This is a genomic window from Velazquezella soli (assembly GCF_977018685.1).
Window position 1 is genome coordinate 826,976 of record NZ_CDRNXF010000004.1, and the last position, 24,418, is coordinate 851,393.

Annotated in this window: 18 protein-coding genes and 1 tRNA gene; 9 read left to right on the top strand and 10 right to left on the bottom strand. The window is 60.9% G+C overall.

Features of this window, described 5'->3' with window-relative positions:
* Window positions 1–30 precede the first annotated feature (30 nt).
* From AC0JZ8_RS07555 to fdhD, 3 genes are all read left to right on the top strand, one after another.
* On the top strand, window positions 31–1,155 hold the full coding sequence (locus AC0JZ8_RS07555) for a mandelate racemase/muconate lactonizing enzyme family protein (protein WP_471892181.1): 1,125 nt from the start codon (window positions 31–33) through the stop codon (window positions 1,153–1,155).
* Between the two features lie 195 nt (window positions 1,156–1,350).
* Window positions 1,351–2,235, top strand: coding sequence for a LysR family transcriptional regulator (locus AC0JZ8_RS07560; RefSeq protein ID WP_062462554.1), 885 nt, complete (start codon window positions 1,351–1,353; stop codon window positions 2,233–2,235).
* On the top strand, window positions 2,235–3,068 hold the full coding sequence (gene fdhD, locus AC0JZ8_RS07565) for a formate dehydrogenase accessory sulfurtransferase FdhD (RefSeq protein ID WP_192077821.1): 834 nt from the start codon (window positions 2,235–2,237) through the stop codon (window positions 3,066–3,068). Before AC0JZ8_RS07560 ends, fdhD begins: the two co-directional genes overlap by 1 nt.
* Window positions 3,069–3,114: 46 nt before the next feature.
* On the opposite strand, the gene AC0JZ8_RS07570 is transcribed toward fdhD, so the two are convergent.
* From AC0JZ8_RS07570 to AC0JZ8_RS07590, 5 genes are all read right to left on the bottom strand, one after another.
* The gene (locus AC0JZ8_RS07570) at window positions 3,115–4,872 is read right to left on the bottom strand and encodes a methyl-accepting chemotaxis protein (protein ID WP_471892182.1); all 1,758 of its coding nucleotides are present in this window, start codon (window positions 4,870–4,872) and stop codon (window positions 3,115–3,117) included.
* 213 nt (window positions 4,873–5,085) lie between these two features.
* A complete protein-coding gene (locus tag AC0JZ8_RS07575; protein ID WP_062462566.1) occupies window positions 5,086–5,565 on the bottom strand; it encodes a chemotaxis protein CheW in 480 nt (159 codons plus the stop codon).
* 295 nt (window positions 5,566–5,860) lie between these two features.
* The gene (locus AC0JZ8_RS07580) at window positions 5,861–10,351 is read right to left on the bottom strand and encodes a translocation/assembly module TamB domain-containing protein (RefSeq protein ID WP_471892183.1); all 4,491 of its coding nucleotides are present in this window, start codon (window positions 10,349–10,351) and stop codon (window positions 5,861–5,863) included.
* A gap of 17 nt (window positions 10,352–10,368) precedes the next feature.
* Window positions 10,369–12,294, bottom strand: coding sequence for an autotransporter assembly complex protein TamA (locus tag AC0JZ8_RS07585; RefSeq protein WP_092659354.1), 1,926 nt, complete (start codon window positions 12,292–12,294; stop codon window positions 10,369–10,371).
* Window positions 12,295–12,477: 183 nt separating this feature from the next.
* The gene (locus tag AC0JZ8_RS07590) at window positions 12,478–12,741 is read right to left on the bottom strand and encodes a glycine zipper domain-containing protein (RefSeq protein ID WP_062462576.1); all 264 of its coding nucleotides are present in this window, start codon (window positions 12,739–12,741) and stop codon (window positions 12,478–12,480) included.
* 466 nt (window positions 12,742–13,207) lie between these two features.
* On the opposite strand from AC0JZ8_RS07590, the gene hemA reads away from it, so the two are divergent.
* Entirely contained in the window at window positions 13,208–14,422 is a 1,215-nt protein-coding gene (hemA, locus tag AC0JZ8_RS07595; RefSeq protein WP_062462579.1) for a 5-aminolevulinate synthase, read from the top strand.
* A 129-nt stretch (window positions 14,423–14,551) separates the two neighbouring features.
* Here hemA and dxr read toward each other — a convergent pair whose 3' ends face one another.
* Window positions 14,552–15,736 (bottom strand): 1-deoxy-D-xylulose-5-phosphate reductoisomerase, encoded by a 1,185-nt coding sequence (dxr, locus tag AC0JZ8_RS07600; RefSeq protein ID WP_471892184.1) that lies wholly within the window; start codon window positions 15,734–15,736, stop codon window positions 14,552–14,554.
* Window positions 15,737–15,836: 100 nt separating this feature from the next.
* Here dxr and AC0JZ8_RS07605 point away from each other — a divergent pair, with 100 nt between their 5' ends.
* The 3 genes from AC0JZ8_RS07605 (at window position 15,837) to AC0JZ8_RS07615 (ending at window position 18,525) form a co-directional block, all read left to right on the top strand.
* Window positions 15,837–17,084, top strand: coding sequence for an FAD-dependent oxidoreductase (locus AC0JZ8_RS07605; protein WP_471892185.1), 1,248 nt, complete (start codon window positions 15,837–15,839; stop codon window positions 17,082–17,084).
* A gap of 148 nt (window positions 17,085–17,232) precedes the next feature.
* Window positions 17,233–17,769: a DUF2937 family protein gene (locus AC0JZ8_RS07610; protein ID WP_471892186.1), complete on the top strand. Its 537-nt coding sequence runs from the start codon at window positions 17,233–17,235 to the stop codon at window positions 17,767–17,769.
* A 378-nt stretch (window positions 17,770–18,147) separates the two neighbouring features.
* Window positions 18,148–18,525, top strand: a complete 378-nt coding sequence (locus AC0JZ8_RS07615; protein WP_325265530.1) for a DUF982 domain-containing protein — start codon at window positions 18,148–18,150, stop codon at window positions 18,523–18,525.
* Between the two features lie 340 nt (window positions 18,526–18,865).
* Here the strand turns inward: AC0JZ8_RS07615 and AC0JZ8_RS07620 are convergent.
* Both AC0JZ8_RS07620 and AC0JZ8_RS07625 read right to left on the bottom strand, forming a co-directional pair.
* Window positions 18,866–18,942: transfer RNA gene (locus tag AC0JZ8_RS07620), tRNA-Arg, on the bottom strand.
* Window positions 18,943–18,997: 55 nt separating this feature from the next.
* Window positions 18,998–20,182 carry a M20 aminoacylase family protein gene (locus AC0JZ8_RS07625; RefSeq protein WP_113166672.1) on the bottom strand — a complete coding sequence of 395 codons (1,185 nt, stop codon included), beginning with the start codon at window positions 20,180–20,182 and terminating at the stop codon, window positions 18,998–19,000.
* A gap of 182 nt (window positions 20,183–20,364) precedes the next feature.
* On the opposite strand from AC0JZ8_RS07625, the gene AC0JZ8_RS07630 reads away from it, so the two are divergent.
* Together AC0JZ8_RS07630 and AC0JZ8_RS07635 are read left to right on the top strand one after the other, a co-directional pair.
* A complete protein-coding gene (locus AC0JZ8_RS07630; protein WP_244476246.1) occupies window positions 20,365–21,450 on the top strand; it encodes a D-alanyl-D-alanine carboxypeptidase family protein in 1,086 nt (361 codons plus the stop codon).
* Between the two features lie 30 nt (window positions 21,451–21,480).
* The gene (locus tag AC0JZ8_RS07635; protein WP_092659370.1) at window positions 21,481–22,656 is read left to right on the top strand and encodes a CobW family GTP-binding protein; all 1,176 of its coding nucleotides are present in this window, start codon (window positions 21,481–21,483) and stop codon (window positions 22,654–22,656) included.
* A gap of 46 nt (window positions 22,657–22,702) precedes the next feature.
* Here the strand turns inward: AC0JZ8_RS07635 and AC0JZ8_RS07640 are convergent, their stop codons facing one another.
* Window positions 22,703–22,939 carry a sulfurtransferase TusA family protein gene (locus tag AC0JZ8_RS07640; protein ID WP_062461809.1) on the bottom strand — a complete coding sequence of 79 codons (237 nt, stop codon included), beginning with the start codon at window positions 22,937–22,939 and terminating at the stop codon, window positions 22,703–22,705.
* A 6-nt stretch (window positions 22,940–22,945) separates the two neighbouring features.
* Entirely contained in the window at window positions 22,946–24,304 is a 1,359-nt protein-coding gene (locus AC0JZ8_RS07645; protein ID WP_471892187.1) for a L,D-transpeptidase family protein, read from the bottom strand.
* Between the last annotated feature and the right edge of the window lie 114 nt (window positions 24,305–24,418).

The following is a 24,418-nucleotide window of genomic DNA, read 5'->3' on the forward strand; positions in this document are numbered from 1 at the left end:
CAGTCCGGCAACATCAGCGGAGGAAAGAACATGAGCCGTATCGCATCGATCGAGATCACCCATCATCGCCTGCCGCTCGATCCGCCGTTCAAGGCGAGCTGGGATGGCAGGCCGCGGCGGCATTTCGACGCCACCATCGTGCGCGTCAGGGACGACGAGGGCCGGGAGGGGATCGGGTCGGGCGACCTGATGAAGGGTTTCGAGGGTCACGAGGACCTGTTCATCGGCCAGGACCCACGTCATCTGGAGCGGCACTACGAGGTGCTCTCACATATCAACTTTCACTATGGCCGATGCTGGCCGCTGGATCTGGCGCTTTGGGATCTGTCGGGCAAGATCAATGGAGAGCCCGTCTGGCGCATGCTCGGAGGCCGCTCGGACAAGGTGCGTCTCTACGCATCCTCGGGCGTGCTGCGCGATCCCCAGGCGATGGCGGATCAGGCGGAGCGTTATGTCGAGGAAGGCTTCCCGGCCATGAAGGTGCGCTTCTCGTCCTCTGCCGGCGGACGGTCGAGCTGGCGGGATGACATCAAGGCGCTGGGAGCGATCCGTGCCCGCGTCGGCGATCGCTTGGAACTGATGGTCGACTGCAATCAGGGCTGGCGCATGCCCTGGGATACGACACTGCCATGGACGTTCAAGGATGCACTTGCGGTTGCGAAGGAACTGGAAAGGCTCGACATCTACTGGATGGAAGAACCGCTGTTCCGGTCCGACCGCAAGGGCATGCGAGCGTTGAAGGAGGCGACGTCGGTGAGGATCGCGGGCGGCGAGATGACCCGCGAGCTCTCGGAATTCCGCGATATCATCGAGGAGCGTGCGTTTGACGTGATCCAGCCGGATGTTGCGCTGGTGGGCGGCATTACCGGTTGCCGGCGGCTCGTCTATCAGGCGCGGGAGGCGGGGGTGACGTTTACGCCGCACAGCTGGACCAACGGAATCGGCGTGCTCGCCAACGCGCATCTGACTGCCGGCGTGGGGGATGCGCCTTTCCTCGAATACCCTTACGACAATCCGGAATGGAGCGGGGCGCGGCGGGATTATCCAATGGCTTCGCCGCTGAAGCACAGTCACGGCTGGCTGGAACTGGGCGATGCGCCGGGTCTCGGCATCGTGCTGGACGAGGATCGTCTGGCGTCAACCCGGATTGCCTGATCCCAGGCCGTCTGCACCCTGAGTTCGCAGAGCCTGCGGTCTACCAGTGTCGACCAACGAAGAGGTGATTGACGACGCCGAAATCTCCTGCGCATTCGATTTCTTTTGCCGCTATAAGTTGCCGGCAGAGTGATTTGATAGGATGTGGCGCCGGAAGTTCCGGCAGTTCAGAGCCATATCGTGTGGGAGCGGGCTTTGATCGACAAGCTGGAATTCTTCATTGCGCTGGCACGGGAAGGCCATTTCGGTCGCGCGGCCGAGGAATGCGGCATTGCCCAACCTTCCCTGTCGGCGGCGATCCGGCACCTCGAAGACAGTCTCGGCGTCCAGCTCGTGGTGCGCGGTTCGCGCTATCAGGGCCTGACGCCCGAGGGACAGCGCGTGCTGGAATGGGCAAAGCGCATCGTGGGCGATGCCCGCACGATGCGCGAGGAAATGCGCGCCGCCCGCAAGGGGCTAGCAGGCCACATCCGTCTTGCCGTCATCCCGACGGCGCTTGCCATGGTGCCCAGCCTGACGGGGCCTTTCCAGACCCGGTATCCGGATGTGACGTTCTCGGTCGTGTCTCGCACATCGCTGCAGATCCTGACGCAGCTCGACAATTTCGAGATCGATGCGGGCATTACCTATCTCGACAACGAGCCGCTCGGTCGTGTCGTCAGCATTCCGCTCTATTCAGAAAGCTACAATCTCGTCACGGCCGACGGCACGCCTCTTTCCGACCGTAAACAGGTGACCTGGACCGAAATGGCCGGGTTGCAGCTCTGCCTTTTGACGCCGGATATGCAGAACCGCCGGATTATAAGCCAGCACCTCGCGGAAGCCGGCGTGACGGCGAGGCCGATGCTTGAATCCAATTCGATGGTCACGCTGCTGGCGCATGTCGGTACCGGTCGCTGGGCCAGCATCATGCCGCAGAACGTGGCCGAGTCCTTCGGTTTCTCGCAGAATATCCGCACCATTCCGATCGTGGAGCCGCATGTCAGCCATACGGTTGGTCTTGTCGCTCCGCATCGCGAACCCAATACGCCACTGGTTTCAGCGCTGCTCCACGAGGCGCGCCTGCTCGGAAAGTCCTGATGTCCACGTTGAATGATGAACACAAGGGCGGCATCGCGCCGACCGTTTCGCTGGCTGAAACGTCCTATCGCGATGGGCTCGTCAAGGAAACGAGCCGGTTCGTACCCGAAGAGGTGCCGATCGCCTTTTCCTACGGTGGCTCAACCCAGGCGGTGATGATGGGCACGCCTGCCGATCTCGAGGACTTCGCGGCCGGTTTCACGCTGACGGAAGGCATCATTGCTTCCATCGCCGAGATTGAAGGGATCGAGGTGCTCCAGGAGGGCGACGGTCTCGATGTTCAGGTCACGCTTGCCGAAGACAAGGAAGATGCTCTGCGCGCCAGACGACGCCATATGGCAGGACCCGTCGGCTGCGGCCTTTGCGGCATCGAATCGATCGAGCAGGCGATGCGTCCGGTGCCTGATGTCTCCGGTGTCGACATGCTTCTGTCAGCCGCTGACATTGCGCGTGCCAGCAACGCGCTCAATTCCGCCCAGCCGTTGCATGCCCAGACTCGCGCGGTTCACGGAGCCGGTTTCTACGTCCTCGGCGAGGGACTGGTTGCGGTGCGCGAGGATGTCGGTCGGCACAATGCGCTCGACAAGCTTGCGGGCGCCGTGATGCGCGCAGGCCGCACGGGCGCCGAAGGCGTCGTCGTCGTTACCAGCCGCATCTCGGTAGAAATGGTGCAGAAGGCCGCCATTCTCGGTGCCCCAGTCTTGATCGCCATATCGGCGCCGACCGCACTGGCCATCCGCACGGCGGACGCCGCAGGCATGACCCTTGTCGCACTCTCACGCGGCGAGGATTTCGAGATCTTCTCGCATCCGCACCGGATCCGTTTCGAGTAAGCCGAGGTTGCCTGAACGCCGCCCCGGCTGCTCTTGAGGGTGTGTCTCAGAAATCTTCCCAGCCACCGGCGGTTTTCAGATTGCCTTGAACCATGCGCAGCGGCGCCACGTTGGCTGCTGCCGGCGTATAGTTCGACTCCGGCCTGCGGACCTGTGAGGTGACGGAGCCGATATCGAATTGGCTGAGCAGAGCCTTCAGGCTATCGGCCTCGTTGGCCAGTGAATAGCTGGCGGCGGTGGTTTCTTCCACCATCGCGGCGTTCTTCTGGGTCGCCTGGTCCATGTGATTGACCGCGCTGCTGATCTCTCGCAGGCTGGTTGCCTGTTCGCGGGATGCCTCGACGATCGCGCCGACATTTTCATGGATGCTTGCCACCTGCACGAGGATTTCCTGCAGTGATCGGCCGGTACGCCCGACCAGTTCGACACCGCTGGAGACCTGATGTGCCGAGGTGTTGATCAGAGTCTTGATTTCCTTGGCGGCCTTGGCCGAACGCTGAGCGAGTTCGCGCACTTCCTGAGCAACCACGGCAAATCCCTTGCCCGCTTCACCCGCGCGCGCCGCCTCGACACCGGCGTTCAGGGCTAGGAGGTTGGTCTGGAAGGCGATGTCGTCGATTACACCGATAATGTTGTTGATCTCGTTCGACGATGCGGCGATCTCGTCCATCGCCGAAATGGCGCTGCGCACGACAAGGCCGGATTGTTCGGCATTTTCCTTGGTGGCCCTGACCTGCTTGCCGGCCTCGTCGGCGCGGCTGCTGGAATCGGTGACGGTGCGCGTCACTTCCTCAAGGGCTGCTGCGGCCTGCTCAAGTGCGGCTGCCGCCTGCTCGGTGCGCTTTGCGAGCTCTCCAGATGCGTCACGGACTTCGGTTGAAGCCGCGGCAATACCGGCTGCATTCTGCGCCACGGTACGCATGGCATCGGTCAGCTTGGCGGCGACCTCGTTGAAGTCGCTTCGGGTGGTTTCCATGCTCGGCACGAAGGGCGTATCGAGCGACTGGTCAAGCTTGCCGTCCGCGAGATTGCGCAGGCCTTTGCTCAGCATGCCGATTGCGTTCATGCGCGGCGTCACGTCGGTTGCAAACTTGACGACCTTCGTGACCTTACCGTTGAGATCGCGGATCGGGTTATAGGCGGCCTGGATCCAGATCTCGCGGCCACCCCTTCCGTAGCGGACAAACTCGTCGGCAATGAACTCGCCTTCCGACAGCTTCTTCCAGAATTCCGCATAGGCAGGTGACGCCGCATAGCCAGGCTCGCAGAACATCCGGTGGTGGCGTCCCTTGATCTCGGCCAGATCGTAGCCGACAGCGTTGCAGAGATTTTCGTTGGCGTCGAGGATTTCGCCCTGTGGTGTGAATTCGATGACGGCCTGCGACCGGCTGATCGCCGAAAGCTTGCTCGCGTCATCGGCTGCCTTCAGCTTCGTGGCCGTGATATCGGTCGCGAACTTGATGACCTTGTATGGTTTGCCGTTGCGCATGACCGGGTTGTAGGAGGCCTGGATCCAGATTTCCCCGCCTGATTTGGTGATACGCTTGTACTCCCGCGCCTCGAACTTGCCGGCAGCGAGGTCTTTCCAGAAAGAGCGGTATTCGTCGGACGCAACGAAAGCGGGCTCGCAGAACATGCGGTGATGCTTGCCTTTTATTTCTGCGAGCGTGTACCCCAGCGCCTGGCAGAAATTCTCGTTGGCATCCAGGATGGTGCCGGTCAGATCAAATTCAATAACGGCCTGCGAACGCGATATGGCGTCGAAGATCCGCGCCATATCCCCGGCTTTACCCAATCCCAGCATGATTATCCCCTTGCCGCGCCGCGTCGGACACTTGGCTGCGTACTTTTGACGCCTTTTCCCAACAGCGGGATGGTCGTCGCCACGGGATAATATTAGAAAGCATAAATATTAAAAAGTGATGGATGAAGCCTGGTTGTGAGCAAGTATTACGAAGCAAACGACAAAGGCCGCATGACTTAGTCATGCGGCCTTTGTTCAAATCGCGGGGATGGTTTAGGCAGCGAGTTCTTCTACTTCGGTGCCCTTGAACATCTTTGACAGGTTGAGGAAGCAGATCATGCCGTTTTCGTTGGCGATGATGCCTTCCGAGAACGACTTGTCGAACGAAGCGGAGACTTCCGGAACCGGCTGAACCGTGTTTGCGGGAATGGTCAGGATGTCGGACACGCGATCGACCAGCATGCCGATGACCATGTTATGCACCTCGGCGACGACGATCGCGCTCCGCTCGTTGGCGACAGTGCTCTTCATGCCCAGCTTGAAGGCCAGATCGATGATCGGGATGACGGATCCGCGCAGGTTCATGACGCCGATGACGTCGGCCGGTGCATGCGGGAGCGGTGTCGACGGGGCCCAACCGCGGATTTCGCGGATGGTGGTGGTCTTCACGCAGAACTCCTGATCGTGAAGGCGGAAGGCGATGATCTCAAGCGTATCGCCACTGTAAGTCTTCGAGTTGATCGTCGCGGACATCAAAGTTCTTCCCGGTTCGTGCAGGCCTTTACGGCGACAGCGGCAGGTCCGGTTCAAGGCTTTCAGCTGGCGCTGCTGACCTTTCCGCAACGGTGCTGCAAACCGTATGGCAAGTTTCAATTCGCTAACTGTATGCGAAGAGTATTTCGCAATTCTAAACTTGCTCACCAGTTCGCTAATGTTCTGGCATGTCTCCGCAGGCAGGGCAGCTCTTGCTGCGCCCGGTTGCCGGCCACGTTCAGGGCAGTCTGATGTTTCCGGTCTGGTGGGCTGCGGGTGTCTCTACGTCACCTGGTCAGTATTCTTTTTCGTAGAATACGCCTGCGGTGCCGCCTTCGCTGCCGGCGCCGGCCTTCAGCTTGACGCCACGCCCGACATCCAGATTGATGGTGGCCTGAGCGCCGTTCTGGCCGCCCTGCTCGACCTGGAAGTAGGTGCGCTTGTTGATGTAGCGCCCCACCGATACCGTCGTCTGGCCCGTATCGTCTGTGCTGATGTCGAGGTCATCGACGCCGAGGTTGCTGCGCAGCTTTTCGAGCAGCGACGTCGAGCCCCCGCCGGCAAGCTGGGTCACGGCATCGGCCAGCTGTGCAATCTGCAGCGGCGACAGACGCGACATCGACTGGTTGAAGATCAGTCGTGCCAGAACCTCGTCCTGCGGCAGGGCAGGGGCGGAGGAGAAGGAAATCGTCGGATCGTTGGCAACGCCGGTAATGTTCACCGTGATCGTCGTCTGGCCGGAGCTCGTGTTTGCTTCCATGTCGAGGATCGGTACCAGACCGCCGCCGAAGGTGATCTTGCCTTCGGTAAAGTCCAGCCGCTTTGACAGGATGACAATACGGCCTCTACGCATGTCGAAGCCACCGGAAATGACAGGGGTGACTGCGTCGCCCCTGATCGTCAGGTCGCCGCCGAGCTCGGCGTCGATACCGCGGCCTCGCACGAAGATACCGTTCGGTGCCAGGATCTGCAGGTCGAGCGCGATCGGTTCGCTGGCGCCCTTTGCGCTTTTCGGCCGGATTTCCTCCATCTGGCGCACAACGTCGCGTGGGGCGTTGCGGTGGCGGATATCGATCGATGACAGTGATGACGGAAGCCGGGCCGGCACGGTGATTGCAGCCTTGGTCAGCGACACCTTGCCCTTCAGCGCCGGGCCCGACAGCAGCGGGCCGTTGATCGTGAGATCTCCGTCAGCGGTGACCGCAAACAGGTTTCCGTCCGCATAGCTCGCCTTGTTGAGGACGATGCGCAGATCGGCCGGAAAGCCCTCGGTCGTCTCTACAGAGCCTGTCACGGCGACGGTGCCGCCGCTTGCAAGCGTTCCGCCCAGCCGCTCGATCGTGGCGCGGGTGCCGTCGAGCCGAACGTTGAGAGCGAGATTGTTGATGGCGAGATTGCGCCTGGCATCGACGAACTTCGCCCCTGAGGAGGTGACGCTGCCCGAGAGAAGCGGTGCCTTGGCCGTTCCGCGAATGCCGAGATCGACATTGCCGGTGCCTGTCAGCACGAAGCCCTGGGCGGCAAGTTGGCCCGCGAGTATGGAAAACGGAAAGCGCCCATCGAATTTGAGGTTCAGCGCCTTGTCGCCTTCGAGCGAGACAGCGCCGCCACCGGTGAGCGAAATACCGCCGCCGCCGGTGAGACCGAGGTCAACGGTTACGCGCTTACCCTCATAGGTACCCTTGGCATTCACATCCACCGAAGCAACGCCTGCGGATGTCGACTGGCTGACGGAGGCGTTCGCCCAACGCAGATCGTAACGAACGGCCGGCGCCTGGGGACTTCCGGTTGCCACCACGGTCCCGGAGATCGCGCCTTTTGCGCCGAGGCCCGGTACGAAGGCATTTGCGAGACTGGCCGGGACAGATCTGGCCCTGGCATTGATGTCGAGCGCCGGCGCGCCGTCGGCGTTGAGGATCACGCGTCCGTCGGCGGTCAGTTCCAGACCATCGGATCCCGTGAGACGGGTGCGGTCTAGTGTGACTGTACGGTCGGCGAAGCTTCCGGCAGCCTGGAGTCGAAAGGGTGCGATGCCAGCGTCGCGCATCTGGCGAAGCTGTGCATCACTCCATTCCAAATCATATTTGATCGCCGGGGCAGAGGTCGTGCCCGTTGCATTGATCGTGCCGGAAATGACGCCGGCTGCATTGATCGAAGGTACGAACGTGTTGATCAGGCTGGCCGGCAGGGACGTGATCTTGGCGGAAAGATCAAGCGCCGTGCCGGCGGTCCCGTTCAGAGACAGACGGCCGTTGCCGGTGGCAATGGTAAAGTCGGTAAACCGCGCGTTGCCGTTCTCGACAACGATCCGGGTTGGGGCAGCGAGGCGCACGGGGATCTTGCGCGGAGTCGCATTGAAGCTGTTGATCTCGACAGCAAGCCCGTCCGCGGTCTGGATCGCGCCGGCACCCTCGAGTGGCGCATTGTCGTAGGTCGCGGACAGCTTGAAGTCCGTCGTCGTACCACCGTGGGTGATACCCAACTGCATGTTATCGATGACGTTGGTGCCGCTGCCGATGCGCGCCGCACTGATCGAACCGGCAGCCGCAATCGCCTTCAGGTCCGGGATCGTCAGGTCGACCTTGGGTTGGGTGATCTCGATAGCACCTCGCTTCAGCAAGGAACCTTCGGCCTTCACGACAGCGCTCGCCTTGCCGTCGACATTGGCAAAGGTCGCCGAACCGCGCAGGTCGCCCTGCGCCTGCTGGGCTGCGAGTGCGGCCAGAAGTGCCACATCGGGGAAGTTGAAGGTGACTTCGCCGGTGGGAAGGAATTCCGGCGAGAAGGTCAGTGCGCCGTTCAGGCGGTTCGGGCCGATTTCGGCGACGATATTGGGGGCAGACGTCTGGCCGTTCGCCGACTGCACATCGGCATTGATGCGGATCGGCTGGCTGTCCAGAGTGCCCTTGGCGACGATCGTGCCCTGCGGCGCCTGTGGATTGGCGGTGCCATTGATCGTGAAGCTCAGATCTTCGAGCTTGCGGCCGACGAGCCTTGCCTCGGCGGAGTTGACGACGGCCTTGACGGCCAGTGCCGTGGTGGGGCCGCTGGTGGTGATGTCAAAGCCTGCGGCGCCTTCGGCATCCGGCAGCCAGCGCTTGATGTCCGGAAGGCGTCCGGCAAGGTGGCTGACCAGCGTGCCGTTTTCATAGAGCACGTTGCCGCGGGCTTCGAGTGCGTTCGATTTCAGCGTGACGTTTTCCAGGCTGATGCGGTTTGCCGAGGAGGCGTCGACATAGCCTTCGGCGGCAATTGCGCCTTCAAACTTCGGTGCCAGCGACGGCGGCAGGACCGAGGCATTGGTCGAAATGCGGAAATTGCCGGTGACTGTCTGCTTCGACGTATCGAATGCGCCGCTGACCGTGCCACTGATGCCGGCGCTTTCGAGCGTCGCTGCATCCAGGCCGATGGCCGGTGGTGCCAGCCGAAGTGGTGCGTCGAGCGTCAGCGGCCCGCGGATCACACGGTTGAGGTCGGGATTGACGAAGCTCATCTGACCAATTGTCAGGCGGCTGCGGATGCTGCCGGCCCGTTGGATGAGGTCGAGATCCTCGCTTTCAGCCTGCAGCCGCACCTGGCCAAACCGGCCTTGCGGAAGTTCGGCGGAATTCAGCGCTGCCGTCGCATTGAAACGGGCAGAGGCTGCGGCGCCGGTCAGGGTGAAATTGATCGTATCAATGGAGAAGCGGCTCTCCTGGCCGTTGATCGGCCACGCGATCGAGACCGGGCCCTTGGTGCCGGAAACGCCGGCCGTCAGGCTGTTGTCGCCGTTCGGGTCCCATGCGCCCTTGGCGGTAATCTTCACGGCGCCGGAGGTGAGGTCGCCGCGCTGGATGTCGACGCGACCCGAAGGCGCGTAGATGGCGGCCACATTGATGTCCGTTGTACCTTCGACCAGCGACCGGAAGGCTGGCGGCATCAGCGTTGCAAGCTGGCCGCCACCGATGATTTCCACGCGGTGGGCGCCGTTGTCGACCAGGACATGTTTTCCATCGACGGATATGACAGGTGCGCCATCGACATTGCCGACGAGACGGCCGGCCCAGTTCGAGAGAGGTCCTTCGCCATCCAGCCCCAATGCGACGGCAGGAGCGCCGGGAAGGCGCAACAGGCGGGCGAGCAGTCCGCCCTGCGGTTCGGAGACCGAGGCCTTCAGCTGCAGGCGGTTTTCCGACGGTGCGTAGACGATACCGGCGGATGCCTTCGCATCCATCTCGTCCTTGCGGGTTGCTTCCAGCTTGAGCGAGATGTTGGGGCCGGTCGCATCGATCGAGCCCTTCACCGACAGCGCAAAATCGCGTCCGGAGAGGGCCTGCGACAGGTTGATATCCGGCAGATCTATCTGCGCGACCCGAATGCCGACCGGCAGCGGCGAGCCGGACGACTTTGTCGTGCTCTGCGTCGTTATGGTCGCATCCGGCTGCGGCGGACGAATGAAGTTCACGGTCGTTGCGGAAACCCGGTCTGCGCGGAAGACGCCGGAGACCAGCGCCGATGGCGACCAGTCGACCTCGATGCCGCCGATTTCGGCATAGGCACCGTCCTTGTCCGACAGCGTCAGGCTGTCGATGCGCAGATCACCCGACAGCAGACCTTCCGGTCGAGAGAAACTGACCTTGCGGTCCGGGGTGGACACCAGCGCCGAGATCCGCTCTGCCGCAATGTTTCCGCCGAACGGCGTCAATGCAACGAACAGGACGACGCCGAGCGCCATGACGAAAAGGACCCCGACCGCGGCAATCGCGGCCTTGAAGACCCATCTCAGCAGGCGAACGAAAAGCGTCATGCTGGCAACTTTACCTTTCAGAATGCCTGGCCAATGCCGGCATAAATTCCATACTGGCTACCGTCGTCATAGCGTCGCAACGGAAGCGCGACGTCCAGCCTGATCGGCCCGAAAGGAGTGGCGTAACGCAACCCGATCCCCGCTCCAGCTCTTATATCAGAAAAATCAGGCACGATTTCGGTCGAAACCGTACCGACGTCGAGAAACGGTACGATGCCGATGCTATCTGACACTTTTACGCGCATTTCAAAAGAGGCCACAGTGTAGGATCGTCCGCCCAGCGCTTCGTCATCGCCGTTATAAGGCGAAATTTCGCGATAGGAATAGCCGCGCACCGATCCGCCGCCGCCGGCATAAAAGCGCCTGGTGGCTGGGATGTCCTGCAGCTCGTCGGCGCCGACCAGCGTCCCCGCACTCAGCTTGCCTGCAAACACGACCCGATCCTCTGCACCCAATCCGAGATACCCGGAAATCGAGCCCTCGAAAGACGAGAAAATGCTTTGATTGAAGAACTCATAACTAGGCTTGGCGGAAAGCGTTGCGCGGTAACCTTCGGTTGGGTCCAGTTTGTTGTCACGCGCGTCGCGTTCGAAGCCGACAGGCACGCTGAACGTCAGGTACTCATTCTTTCCGAAGGCATCGTCGGCGAGAATATACGCGACTTCACCGCCGGCGGTGAGCTTGTCGGTGTCGTTGAGTTCGTAGGAAAAGCCGGCCGAATAGGCGATCGACTGCGCGTCGTAGATATCGTCTGGATTTTCGCTTTTGGCTTCCAGGCGCGATTCGAACGTTGCCTCAGGCACGGGAAAGCCCGGCTTGGTAAAGACGATACCGGCGGAATAGTCGAATGTGGTGACGTCGGTCGTTGCGCCGATGCCGGAGACCTTGCCTTCCACGCGCAGCGATTCGGCCTGGCCAAACAGATTGCGATGCCCCCAGTAACCCGAGAGACCCGCTCCATCGAGCGAAGAGTATTCGGCACCAAAGCCGAAATACCGCTGCTTGCCGTCCGAAACCTCGATCATCAGCGGCAGCGATCCATCCGGCGCAAGGGCATCGGATTCCTGAATCGTGACGCTAGAAAACACGCCGAGCTCGCGCAGCCGGTCATTGGCCTTTTTCAGCTGCACCGGTGAATAGCGGCCGCCCTTGTCGAGGCGGGAATAGCGTTTGATGAAGGCTGGGTCGACCGTGCGCGAGCCTTTGACCGTGACCATGCCAAACGGTGCGATCGGGCCCGAGATGGCGCCAAGCACGACATCGACCGTGTTGGTGCGATGGTCGGCGGTTACCTGCCGTTCGGTCAGCTTGGCAAGCGGACGACCTTCTGCCTTGACGTCAACCAGCAGTTTTTCGCCGGCCTTCAGAATCACGCGCGAACCAGCTTCGCCGCCAGGCTCCAGATCGTAGTCCGCGGGGTTGCGACCGGCCGCATCCTTGTCGAACCGCACCGAGCCAAGTTTGAAAACCGGTCCGGGTTCGATCTGAACCGTCACGGGAACGGGTGATGAGTGGTCGAAGGTGGGGTTGGGTGGCAGCGCGTCGATATCCGTTCCGGCAACAGAGATACGGACCACCCCGCCATACCGGGCTTCTTCGTAGAGAACAGCAACCAGGCGGTCCCGGTCTTCGCGGGCCTTGATGACGATGCCAAGATCACCGGATACAGGCTCGTCCTTGTCGGCGATCAGCGATGCCGCGGTTTCCAGGCGATCCTTGAGTTTCTTGTCCGCATCACCGGCTTCCAGAGTCGCGTCGTAGCGGACCGGGTCGATCACCTCGACCTTGTCCTCGTCGTCGCCAAACAGTGTAATGCCGAAAAGCTTGAAAGCGTAGGCGCTCTCGATGAGCGCAGGCGAACAAAGAAGGGCGGCCGCAATCGCTGCGACGGAACCGGTCCTCCGGTAATTCATCTTCTTCCGCCCGCTGCTTACGTTCTGCATACGCTAACTTATTGCCGACTTATCACCGCCCCGGCCATCATGACCAGCTCCTGGTCTTGTGTAGCCGCAAATTGTTTAACGGGGTACCCCCGTCTCGTCGATAAGTATGTCTTCATAAATGAAAAAGCCCTGGAGCATGCTCCAGGGCCACAGTCTTGCGGTGCTCGTCGAGCGCCGCTCCGATTAGTAACGGCGCGGGCAATCGTCGATGTAGCGACGGCCGTAGCGATCGCGATAATAGCACTGGCCCGGCTGTTCCGACACGTTGCCGATGACCGCACCGGAAACGCCGCCGATGGCTGCGCCAACGGCTGCGCCGCGGACGTTACCGGTGACTGCGCCGCCAATGATTGCGCCGGATGCAGCGCCGATACCGGCACCCTTTTCAGTCGCGGTGCAGCTCGCGAGAGATGCGCCGAGCACGAGAAGCATCAAAGCCTTTTTCATGAATTCCTCCTGAGTAGTTCCTGCCGGTTGATTGTGTCCGGCGAAACCCTTGCAGGTGCGCACGCCGGGCTTTTGTGCATCCAATGAACAATAGGCCGGCTCTTCAAATAGTCCATATAAGCAAGACACATTCTGATCTCATTCTTCGATGGCTGTGGCAAAAATCCGCTTTCAGTCAGGTTTCGCCGGTATGAAATGGGGATTGATCGGCCGGCCGACTTGGGGAATGATGAGAAGGTGGGGGAAGTCGCATCACGCCAGCTCGAGCCGATTGTTCGGAAAGTCTTTCGTCTTTTCGGGGTCGCCTGACTCGTAACGATTTCGGCAGATTTCAATGGTAGTTTCGCTTCATTGGAATTGTTCCAAAAAATCGGACTTTTCGCCGCAGGTCGGGGCAAATTGACCTATTCGGGCTTGACGCATGGCGAAACCGGACCCAAAACCGGGGTAGGTTCTGGAGTGTGACATGGATTTCGAGGCATTTTTCAAAAGCGAACTGGACGGACTTCATTCGGAAGGCCGCTACCGCGTGTTCGCCGATCTCGAGCGGCATCGCGGAAGTTTTCCGCGCGCGACGCGTCATACGCCCGAGGGACCGAGGGAGGTTACCGTCTGGTGTTCCAACGACTATCTCGGCATGGGCCAGAACCCGGCCGTGATCGAGGCCATGCACGAGGCCATTGATCACTGTGGCGCGGGTGCGGGAGGCACCCGGAATATTTCTGGCACCACCCACTACCATGTTCTTCTGGAGCAGGAGCTCGCGGACCTTCACGGCAAGGAATCCTCGCTCGTGTTCACGTCCGGCTATATCTCCAACTGGGCGACGCTGGGTACGCTTGGCCAGAAGATCCCCGGTCTGATCATCTTTTCCGACGCGTTGAACCATGCCTCGATGATCGAGGGCATCCGCTATGCCAAATGCGACCGGGTGATCTGGAAGCATAACGATCTGAACGATTTGGAAGCAAAGCTTGCGGCAGCCGATCCGAAGGCGCCCAAGATGATCGCGTTCGAGAGCGTCTACTCGATGGACGGCGATATCTCGCCGATCAAGGAGATCTGCGATCTCGCCGACAAATACGGTGCGATGACCTATCTCGACGAAGTTCATGCGGTCGGCATGTACGGCCCGCGCGGCGGCGGCATTGCCGAACGCGAAGGCCTCATGGACCGTCTGACGATCATCGAAGGTACGCTTGGCAAGGCTTTCGGCGTCATGGGCGGCTATATCGCGGCATCGACGGCGCTGTGCGACTTCATCCGTTCGTTCGCATCCGGTTTCATCTTCACCACGGCTTTGCCACCGACACTTGCGGCCGGCGCGATCGCCTCGATCCGCCACCTCAAGGCAAGCCCGTTCGAGCGCGTGCGTCACCAGGATCGCGTCAAGAAGCTGCGAATGATGCTTGATCAGCAGGGCATCCCCCATATGCACAACCCAAGCCATATCGTGCCTGTCATGGTCGGCGATGCGGCCAAGTGCAAGTGGATCTCCGACATCCTGCTCGACACCTGCGATGTTTATGTCCAGCCGATCAACTATCCGACGGTTGCGAAAAAGACCGAGCGCCTGCGCATCACACCGACGCCGCTGCATACGGATACGGATCTGGAACATCTGGTCAGCTCGCTGCATCAGCTGTGGTCGCGCTGCGCATTGGCACGCCAGGTCGCCTGACACGACGTTTGCCTCATCCCCGTGCGTGTCACGGGGATGCCGGGCGCTCCAAGTCGCCCCGTCTTCACATCACGCAATGAACTTGTCTGATCACGCGGCCGTCCCGCCGTAGCCGATGGCTTTCGGCGCTTAGGCGACCAGTTCCCGTTTCTCGATAATTTCGTCGGCACGGCGGCGTGCTTCAGCGTCTGCTGCAAACACGGCATCCATCGTTGTGGCAGCGTGGCCCATCATCGCGTCCATCACGTCTTCGACGACATCCGCCATGGTGAGAAAGCCGATCCTGCCGGCGCAGAAGGCATGAAACGCCATCTCTTCCGCGGCATTCATGATCGCGCCCTGCGCGCCGCCGCGCTCCAGCGCAGTGCGGGCAAGCCTGAGTGCCGGAAACCGAACCTCGTCCGGCGCCTCGAAATCGAGCCTTGCCAGCTTGGCGAAATCGAGCCGGTCCACATTCAGCTTCGGCCGCTCGGGATAGGTCAGCGCATAGCCGATGGCGGTGCGCATATCCGGACTGCCGAGCTGCGCAATGACGGATCCATCCTGGTAACCCACCATGGAATGAATGATGGACTGCGGATGCACGATCACCTCGATCTGGTCCGGCCTGATATTGAACAGGTGCTTCGCCTCGATGATTTCAAGCGCCTTGTTGAACATCGAGGCGCTGCCGATCGAGATCTTCAGTCCCATGGACCAGTTGGGATGGGCGCGGGCAACCTCTGCCGTGACGCCGGCCATCTCCTCGCGGCTCCATGTCCGGAACGGTCCGCCGGACGCGGTCAGAACGATGCGTTCCACCGCATGGTGCTGGTCGTCTTCCAGCGACTGGAAGATCGCGCTGTGCTCACTGTCGACCGGGATCAGCCGACCGCCGCCCTCGGCCACCGCCCGAACGAAGAGTTCGCCGGCGGAAACCAGGCACTCCTTGTTGGCAAGGGCGATGTCTGCTCCGCGCTCCGCAGCAGCAAGCGTCGGCGCAAGGCCGGCAGTCCCGACGATTGCCGCCATCACCAGGTCGGATGGTCGTGCACCCGCTTCGATCAGCGCCGCGCGTCCTGCCGCGACCTCGATCCCGGTGCCTGACAGTGCTGATTTCAGCGCGTCGTAATGGGCATCATCGGCGGTTACGGCCAGCGCTGCACCGCAGGCTATCGCCTGCTCGGCCAGCAATGTGACATTGGCGTTGCCGGTAATTGCCACGACATCGAATGCGTCGCGCCCGCCAAGCTGGCTCACGACATCGAGCGTGTTGACGCCGATCGAGCCGGTGGAACCAAGAATGCTGATGCGACGCTTGCCGGTTTCGGCCATGGTATGTCCTGTCTTTACGGTGACCGCTGGTCTAAAAGAGAAAGCAGCGGCTCACAAGTGTAAGCGCTCAACTCCGAACTTTCGAAGAGCCCGATAGGTCATGACGGATATGCAGACGATCGAGACCCAGACGATCGAAACCCAGACGATCGAAACACAGTGTGTCATCGCCGGGGCAGGGCCGGCGGGCCTGATGCTGGGTTTTCTTCTGGCGCGGGCCGGCGTCGATGTGGTCGTGCTCGAAAAGCACGCGGATTTCCTGCGCGATTTCCGTGGCGATACCATCCATCCCTCGACGCTGGAAGTGATCACGGAGCTCGGCCTGATCGACGACTTTCTGGCACTGCCGCACACAAGGGCGCCAAAGCTTTCCGCGCAGATGGGGGGCGAGACGATCACCATGGCGGATTTCTCCCGTCTCCCGGTCAAGAACCGTTTCATCGCCTTCATGCCGCAATGGGATTTTTTGAATTTCATGGCAAGGCAGGCGCAAAGCTATCCCAATTTAAAGCTGATCATGGATGCCAAGGTAACCGGGCTCATCGAGGAGAAGGACGCAATTGCCGGCCTCTGCGTCGAAACGCCGGATGGTCCGCTGACCATCCACTCGCAACTCGTCGTCGGGGCCGATGGCCGCAATTCCATCATCCGGGACAAGGCCGGCCTGACCGTCGAAAGCTTTGGAGAGCCGAGCGAAGTCCTGTGGATGAAGCTTTCCAAGCAGAAGGATGATCCGAACGAGGTGATGGGGCATGCCGGTCCAAGTCAGGGTCTGGTGCTGATCGACCGGGGTGACTACTGGCAATGCGGCTATGTGGTCCGTCGCACGACCTATGCAGACATCCGCGAAAAAGGCATCGAGGCTTTTCGTCAGCGAGTGGTGGATGTTTCGCCGCTTCCGGCCGCGCGGATGGCGGAGATCTCCTCCTTCGACGACGTCAGCCTTTTGACCGTGCGGATCGACCGGCTGATACAATGGTGGCGCAGCGGCCTGATCTGCATCGGCGATGCGGCCCATGCGATGTCGCCGATCGGCGGCGTTGGCGTCAACCTTGCCATCCAGGATGCGGTGGCGACGGCAAACATTCTGGCAAAGCCGCTGCGGGAAAACAGGCTCTCGGATGCGGATCTCGCGGCCGTGGAAAAGCGCCGCAGCTTTCCGACGCGCGCCACGCAGAAACTGCAGCTGATGATGCGCTCGAGCCGCCGCAGCGATGAGGTCGATGCGCAAAAACGCAAAGGCCCGCCCGCCTTTATCCGCGGCATCGCCCGCTTTCCGCTTCTCGCCCATCTCTCGGGACGACTGATGGGCCTCGGCTTCCGTATGGAGCATGTCCGCAAGACCTGAACCGTTCGCCGTGGGTTTTCAGATCGACGAGGTCGGCGCAGCGGGAAAAGCGCAACTTTGAGGCGCCTCAAAATGCCACCAGTATTCCTGTCCGCAACCTTTCCAGGTATCTCCCGTTGTGAAAGGGTTCCACGAACGGGGTGATGCGATGCTGATGTTCGGACGAATGCTGACGATGGCTGCAGCGATACTGGGCGGGCTGTTTTTCTCTCAGGCGCCCGAGTTTGCCCAGCAATACCGCCAGCGCATCGGCGGCGCGCTCGATGAGCTGAAGGTGATGATTACCCAGTTCGACACCCAGGCCAACCACCACGGTCTTGGCCGGCAAGAAGCGCTCAACGTCTATTCGAGCTCGCCGGAGACCTTCCTGCGCGACCAAGGCGACACGATGCGCGGCATCTTTCACCGTTACGAGACCTTGCTGACGCAGCAGGATGAACTGATCAAGGCCTCGCTGCCGATCAAGCCGTTCGTGGTGATGCGCAACGCCGACCCCATGACCTTCACCAACACATGGCGCGACTATGTGCCGGCCGTGCCGATCGACGCCGCCGGCCTCACCTGGGCCGGCGGTGGCTTCTTCGCCGGCTGGGTCGCCGCCGGCATTCTCGGATTCGTGCTCAAGGGGGCGACCCGCCCATTTCGCACAAACCGCGGCAGCAAGCAGGCCACGCCGCAAGTATAGACGAGGAGGGTGCGGAATTGCTGATCCCGAATGGACGGCGAAATCTCCGAGAAGGTAATCCCGAGAAAACGGAATATTCGTAGGCAGAAACGCGACATCCTTCCGAAAGTTCGCGTTCTCAGCTACGGGAGCGGGCCTTCTGTAAATGAACGGCGTGGCGCAGTATGTAGACATCGTGCACTGGTATAAGAGTTTGGCCTGCTGGCGCCACACATTGGCCAAGTACCCGCTTTCTATAGGTATCGACCTCAAGTCGATCTCGTACATTGGCGCCGATCTACTACGTCGCCAGGTCCTCTTTTCCACACGACGGTCACCAGCCCCGCTCAAGTATTGCCCGCTAAATTAGCTCTACTTGCGGATTGGGCGAGCATAGCCATGGCTGAATGGGACAACGTCGTCACCATCGAGTTGCGGGGGGAAACCAAGACCTTTGTGCGTATCAAAAGCACGAAGGAGGCGGCGAAGTATTTGATCGAAGCGTGGCCGGGTTCCCGGGACGCAGCTTACCATGATGCCGTGGTCGCCTGCGCTGGAGCATTGAGGGGCCTCACGAACGAAAGACGCGTTGTCGAAGTGCTGTGTAAGGCGGCTTCGTCGTCCAACCTGATCGCCTACGACAGCATCGATGCTTTTGAGGCAGAGATGATCAGCGCAATCAGAATGGCCTTGGACACCGATCTTCAATCTTGTCTCGAGGCAACGTTAGATAAATTCGAGCCAAACAGTATAAATTTCGTCGAGGTCGGGATTTAGTTGATCCGCTGTTTGATGAAGTTTGCAGGCGCTCTATTGTGTGTGAAAGAGCCATGCGAAAATTGAAGCCTGGCCAAAATCGAGACGTTGAGCATGGCCGCAGCAAAGCAGTTACGATGGCTTGGGTCGAAGCAAATCCTTTGCAACTACGAGTTCTCGCCACGGTTCTGAGTTTGCGTATTTCGACGGTAGCGGATGGTTGTGGTGCTGAGCTGTTTTTACTGTGCAGCAACGCATCACGTCGCGGGTAACGGCTGAGCGAACTCGGACGTAATCAGCCAGCGAATGATCGGGTTGTGGGAACGCGGGAACGCGGACGTCCCATAAGTCCTGCAAATAATGGTGATCCCAATTGGATTCGAACCAATGGCCTCAAGATTAGGAATCTTGCGCTCTATCCTGCTGAGCTATGGGACCACTCGGCAAAACCCATACAAAAGGTGATGGGTTTAGCCAAGTGTTTTTCTGCGGGTTATGGTGACAGGCGCTGCTCCGTGAGCTTGACCCAGTAGGAGATGCCGTAGGCGAGGGCTTCGTCGTCGAAGTCGTAGTTGGGGTTGTGAAGGGCTGCCGTATCGCCGTTGCCGATGAAGATGAAGGCGCCGGGGCGGCGTTTTAGCATGAAGGCGAAGTCTTCGCCGGCCATGGTCGGTTCGACGTTGGCATCCACATTGGCGGCGCCGACGATCGATGAGGCGACGCCGATTGCGTGGTCGGTCTCGCTGTCGTGGTTGGAGGTGACAGGGCATTTGCGCTCATAGTCGATCGACCAGCCGGCGCCGTGGGCGCTTGCCAAGCCTTCGACGATCTGGCGGATGCGGTTTTCGGCGAGATCGCGGGTGTCCTCGTTCAGCGTGCGCACGGTGCCCATGATGATCGCGTTGTCGGGGATGATATTGTGTGTCGTTCCGGCATCGAAGCGGGTCACTGATATCACCACCGACTGGACGGGGTCCGCATTGCGGGCGGCGATTGCCTGCAGGCTGCCCACCAGCTGCGAGCCGATGAAGATCGGGTCGATCGTCTTGTGAGGCTGGGCCGCGTGGCCGCCGCGACCCTTGATGGTGATGGTGAAGCGGTCGGGTGCGGCCATGATGCCGCCCTTGCGGATGGCAAACTGGCCGACCGGAATGCCCGGCATATTGTGCATGCCGTAGACTTCGTCGATGCCGAAGCGCTCCATCATGCCGTCTTCGATCATCGCCAGCGCGCCGGCGCCGCCTTCTTCGGCGGGCTGGAAGATCAGCGCCACGGAGCCTTCGAAATTGCGGGTTTCGGCAAGGTATTTTGCAGCACCCAGCAGCATGGACGTGTGCCCGTCATGGCCGCAGGCATGCATCTTGCCAGGGGTTTTCGAGGCCCAGGTCTTTCCCGTGAGTTCGGTCAGCGGCAGCGCGTCCATGTCGGCGCGCAGACCGATCGTGCGTCCACTGCTCCCTGCGCCTGAGCCCGCGGCGCCCTTGCCCCTGATGATGCCGACAACGCCGGTGCGGCCGATGCCGGTCGCGACCTCGTCGACGCCGAATTCCTTCAGCTTAGCGGCTACGAAGGCTGCGGTCTCAACGACGTCATAGAGGATTTCGGGGGTCTGATGGAGGTGTCGGCGCCATTCGCTGACTTCGCCTTGAAGTTCGGCGGCTCGGTTCAAGATGGGCATTCGGATTTCCTGTCGCTGCTGCTGTTCATAAGGTTGTGACCCATCCTCCCGAAGGGAGTGTGCCTCGCCTGATTGACGTAATCAATCATCTTTGCCATTGCTTGGCCACAGTGGCCACATATGCGCCAAACGTTTCGGGCCTCCAATTCCGGCTCCAGCGACGAGGAACGCTCTTGTCATTCTTGCATCTGAAATCCGCGACCGCCGTTCGGGTGGTCTCCGCCATTGCGGCACTAGGCCTCCTCGTTTCCGCCGGCAGCGCTGCGGCCAATCCGCGGCTGATCGTCGATGTGAAGAGCGGGCGGGTCATCGCCCATCAGGATGCGTTCCTGAAATGGTATCCGGCTTCGCTGACCAAGCTGATGACGGCCTATGTCACCTTCAAGGCGATCAAAAGCGGCCGTCTTTCGCTCGAAACCCAGGTGGTGATGAGCAAGAAGGCGACGGACCAGCCGGCCAGCAAGATGTATTTCAAACCGGGCACGCGGCTGACGCTCGACAATGCGATGAAGATCCTTCTCGTCAAGTCTGCCAACGATATCGCCGTGGCCGTCGCCGAAACGGTGGGTGGCTCGCTCGACCAGTTCGTGGAAATGATGAATTCCGAAGCGCAGGGGCTCGGCATGGCATCGAGCCATTTCATCAATCCGCATGGCTTGCCGGGCAAGGGCCAGTTTACCACGGCGCGCGATCTCGCCGTGCTGACGCTGGCGCTGAAGCGGGAATTTCCGCAGTACCAGAGCTATTTCTCGCTGGAAGGCATCGATACCGGCAAGAAGCAGTATCCGAACTTCAACACGCTGATCGGCCGCTTTGATGGGGCCGACGGCATGAAGACCGGTTTCATCTGCGCCGCCGGCTTCAACCAGATCGGCTCGGCCACCCGCAACGGCCGCACGGTGATTTCGGTCGTGCTCGGGTCCGACAGTCTCGCCGGCCGGGCGGATGATACTGCGAACCTTCTGCAGCAGGGGCTCACCTCCCAGGCAAACGAAGGCGTGCCGCTCGCCTCGCTGCCGCCCTATGGAAACACGGCCGAGGTGAATGATGTCAGCGCCGAGATCTGCAATCCGAAGGCTGCCAAAGTCCGCAGTGAAAATCGCGACGATGCCGGGCGAACCGTTCTGCATTCGCCCTTTATCCACGAGATGACGCGGCCACCGCAATATGCGGTGACAAGCCTCATCCTCGGCGGCGAAGACGTGCCGGATGCCAATACGGGCACAAAGTCCGTGCCGATCCCGCAGCCGCGCCCAGCCAATCTCTAAAGAGCGGGCTGAACTTTAAGGTACTAAAACATGTCCTTTAGCGGTCGCATTCCGGTTTCGATCCTCACCGGCTTTCTGGGGGCGGGCAAGTCCACGCTTCTCAACCGGATCCTGAAGGATCCGGCCGCCAGCAACACGGCCGTCATCATCAACGAATTCGGCGATGTGAGCATCGACAATTTCCTGGTCGAAAGCTCGGGCGATGCGCTGCTTGAACTTTCCAACGGCTGCCTGTGCTGCACCGTGCGCGGAGAGCTGATCGATACGCTCGCCACGCTGATGGACGGCGTGCAGACCGGGCGGCTGAAGCCGATCCACCGGGTGGTCATCGAAACGACAGGCCTTGCCGATCCGGCGCCGGTCATGCAGTCGGTCATGGGAAACCCGGTCATCGCGCAGAATTTCGAGCTCGACGGCGTCGTCACCGTTGTCGATGCGGTCAACGGTATCTCGACGCTCGATCGTCATCCGGAAGCGGTCAAGCAGGCTGCGGTCGCCGACCGGCTGGTTCTCTCCAAGCTTTCCATGTCCACACCGGAGGAGAGCGACGCGCTGCGGGCCCGGCTGCGCGCGCTCAACCCGCGGGCACCCATCGTCGATGGCGATGACGAAAGCACCGGTGCCGCCGCGATCCTCGTCAACGGGCTCTACGATCCGGAAACAAAGATCGCCGATGTCGGCCGCTGGCTGCGGGAAGAAGTGGCGCACGATCACGCGCATGAGGCTCATGGGCATGGGCACGATGGGCACGGGCACGGGCACGACCATCACGACCATAAGCACGATCCTCATGATCACGGCCACCATCATCACGATGTAAACCGGCACGGCGCCAACATTCGCTCCTTCTCGATCGTCCACGACAAGCCGATCGAGCCGATGGCGCTCAGCATGTTCGTGGATCTGCTGCGCTCGGCGCATGGCGAAAAGCTTCTGCGCATGAAGGCGATCGTGGCGATGTCCGATAATCTCGAGCGTCCGCTGGTGCTGCACGGCGTGCAGAGCATTTTCCATCCGCCGGAACGGCTGGCGAAATGGCCTGAAGGCTCCGATCGTCTGACGCGCATGGTGCTGATCACCCAGGATCTGCCGGAGGCGTTCGTGCAGGATCTTTTCGCGGCCTTCACAGGCAAGCCGCAGATCGATCGTCCGGATCGTGCGGCGCTCGAAGACAATCCGCTGGCCGTGCCGGGCATGCAGTTCTAAGGCTGCGCCGTCTGGCACCGGCTCACGCTTGAGCCTGTCGCCGGGATCAACCCTTGCGGATCACGAACCTGTGGCCCGTCTCGGTCCGCTCGGACGAGAGCAGGACGTGGCCGTCCTGGCTGCAGAAATGCGGGATATCGATGCCGGCAAGCGGATCGGTGGTTTCCAGGGTGAGAGACGCGCCTGTTTCCATGGATTTCAGACGCTTGCGGGTCTTCAGCACGGGCAGGGGGCATTTCAGCCCGCGAAGATCATAGGTCTCTCCGAGGGCTTCCCCAGGCACTGGGCGTCAGTCCTTGGACCAGAACTTCCAGGCGGGCTTCTTGGCGGTCTCGGTCACCGGTTGCGTTGCCGTATAGGCAAGCGGGTTCTGTTCCGGCACAGGAACGGCAACGGTCGTGCCCTGCGCTGTCTGAACGGTCGGCGTTGCAGCCTTTGGTGCCGGCGCCGATGGAACGCTGGTGGTCTGGGCGCCACGCAACTGCGTATTGGCAATCGAGCCGGTCGTCGTTGCAGGCAGGCGGTCCTGCTTTACCATCATGCGCTCGTTGATCGAGGCTGTACGGGCAGACGTCGGGCCAGCGGAGGCAAGCACGGTGGTCGCCGGCTTCTCGCCGCCCGAGGCCATGCGCTTTTCCATCATCTGCTTGAATTCCGACTGGCTCAGCAGCTTGCCGGCTTCCAGCGACGTGCCTGTTGGTGCATAGGCGAGTTCACGGCCCTTGCGCTTGCCGGCAACGACGGCCTTGCGCTCGGCTTCCGTCGGCTCGTACCAGACCTTGCCGTCATACTTGTCCATCGCCTTCTGATAGGCGAGGTCGTAGGTCTTGGAATAGGACGACAGTGCGGATACCAGCGTCGGCGGCGTCGACATGGTCGGGCAGGCGGCGGCCGGTGCGAACTTGCCGTTGCTGTCGGTCTGCTGGTTGAAAACGTACTTCTTTTCGCAGACGTTCACTTCCGGCGGGCGCTTCGTCACTTCGAAATTGTCGTAGCCGGTCTTGATCATCTTCCAGAAGTCATAGTTCTGGTTGTCGCGGTGGCGCACCATGTTTTCCGCGCTCATGCGGAAGGGAAGCGCCTGCAGCTGGATCGAGGTCTGGCCGCCCTTAAAGGCGTCGCGTGCAAAGGCGTAGATTTCCAGAACCTGTTCGTCGGTCATGGAGTAGCAACCCGACGACGAGCAGGCGCCGTGGATCATCAGATTGGTGCCGCTGCGGCCGTTGGCGGCGTCGTAGCGGTTCGGGAAGCCGGTGTTGATGGCGAGGTAATACTGCGAATTGGGGTTCAGGTGCGCAGGGGTCAGGCTGTAGAAGCCTTCCGGCGCCTGACGGTCGCCTTCCTTCACCTTCGGTCCGAGCTTTCCGGACCAGGCGCAGATGTCATAGCTCTTGATGACGTCGAAGCGGTTGTCGGCCTTCGCCTTCCAGATCTCGAGCTTACCCTCTTCCTTGAGGATGCGGATCATGATCGGCGACTGGCGCGGCATGTTCCTCTTTTGCATCTCGGCAACGATGCTGGAAGGAAGAGGCTGCTCCTTCTTGTTCTTGACGGTCGAGAGATCGATCTTTGCAGAGTCCAGCGTATCGTTACAGCCGGTAAGGGCCGTTGCGACAAGAAGGGCGAAGGCGATGTGTTTCAGGCGCATCGAGACAAACCACATATCAGGAATGGCGAACAAAACCGTACGAGACACGATCAATAAGACGGTAAGCTTTACATCTTCTTAAACGCTTGCACGCGGCTGTCTAGCGAAACCGCC

Excerpts from the sequence above, each read along its gene's own strand:
- AC0JZ8_RS07555 (WP_471892181.1), top strand. The coding sequence starts at position 31 with ATGAGCCGTATCGCATCGATCGAGATCACCCATCATCGCCTGCCGCTC.
- fdhD (WP_192077821.1), top strand. The coding sequence starts at position 2,235 with ATGTCCACGTTGAATGATGAACACAAGGGCGGCATCGCGCCGACCGTT.
- AC0JZ8_RS07570 (WP_471892182.1), bottom strand. The coding sequence starts at position 4,872 with ATGCTGGGATTGGGTAAAGCCGGGGATATGGCGCGGATCTTCGACGCC.
- AC0JZ8_RS07575 (WP_062462566.1), bottom strand. The coding sequence starts at position 5,565 with ATGTCCGCGACGATCAACTCGAAGACTTACAGTGGCGATACGCTTGAG.
- AC0JZ8_RS07580 (WP_471892183.1), bottom strand. The coding sequence starts at position 10,351 with ATGACGCTTTTCGTTCGCCTGCTGAGATGGGTCTTCAAGGCCGCGATT.
- AC0JZ8_RS07585 (WP_092659354.1), bottom strand. The coding sequence starts at position 12,294 with ATGCAGAACGTAAGCAGCGGGCGGAAGAAGATGAATTACCGGAGGACC.
- AC0JZ8_RS07590 (WP_062462576.1), bottom strand. The coding sequence starts at position 12,741 with ATGAAAAAGGCTTTGATGCTTCTCGTGCTCGGCGCATCTCTCGCGAGC.
- hemA (WP_062462579.1), top strand. The coding sequence starts at position 13,208 with ATGGATTTCGAGGCATTTTTCAAAAGCGAACTGGACGGACTTCATTCG.
- dxr (WP_471892184.1), bottom strand. The coding sequence starts at position 15,736 with ATGGCCGAAACCGGCAAGCGTCGCATCAGCATTCTTGGTTCCACCGGC.
- AC0JZ8_RS07605 (WP_471892185.1), top strand. The coding sequence starts at position 15,837 with ATGACGGATATGCAGACGATCGAGACCCAGACGATCGAAACCCAGACG.
- AC0JZ8_RS07610 (WP_471892186.1), top strand. The coding sequence starts at position 17,233 with ATGCTGATGTTCGGACGAATGCTGACGATGGCTGCAGCGATACTGGGC.
- AC0JZ8_RS07615 (WP_325265530.1), top strand. The coding sequence starts at position 18,148 with ATGGCTGAATGGGACAACGTCGTCACCATCGAGTTGCGGGGGGAAACC.
- AC0JZ8_RS07625 (WP_113166672.1), bottom strand. The coding sequence starts at position 20,182 with ATGCCCATCTTGAACCGAGCCGCCGAACTTCAAGGCGAAGTCAGCGAA.
- AC0JZ8_RS07635 (WP_092659370.1), top strand. The coding sequence starts at position 21,481 with ATGTCCTTTAGCGGTCGCATTCCGGTTTCGATCCTCACCGGCTTTCTG.
- AC0JZ8_RS07645 (WP_471892187.1), bottom strand. The coding sequence starts at position 24,304 with ATGCGCCTGAAACACATCGCCTTCGCCCTTCTTGTCGCAACGGCCCTT.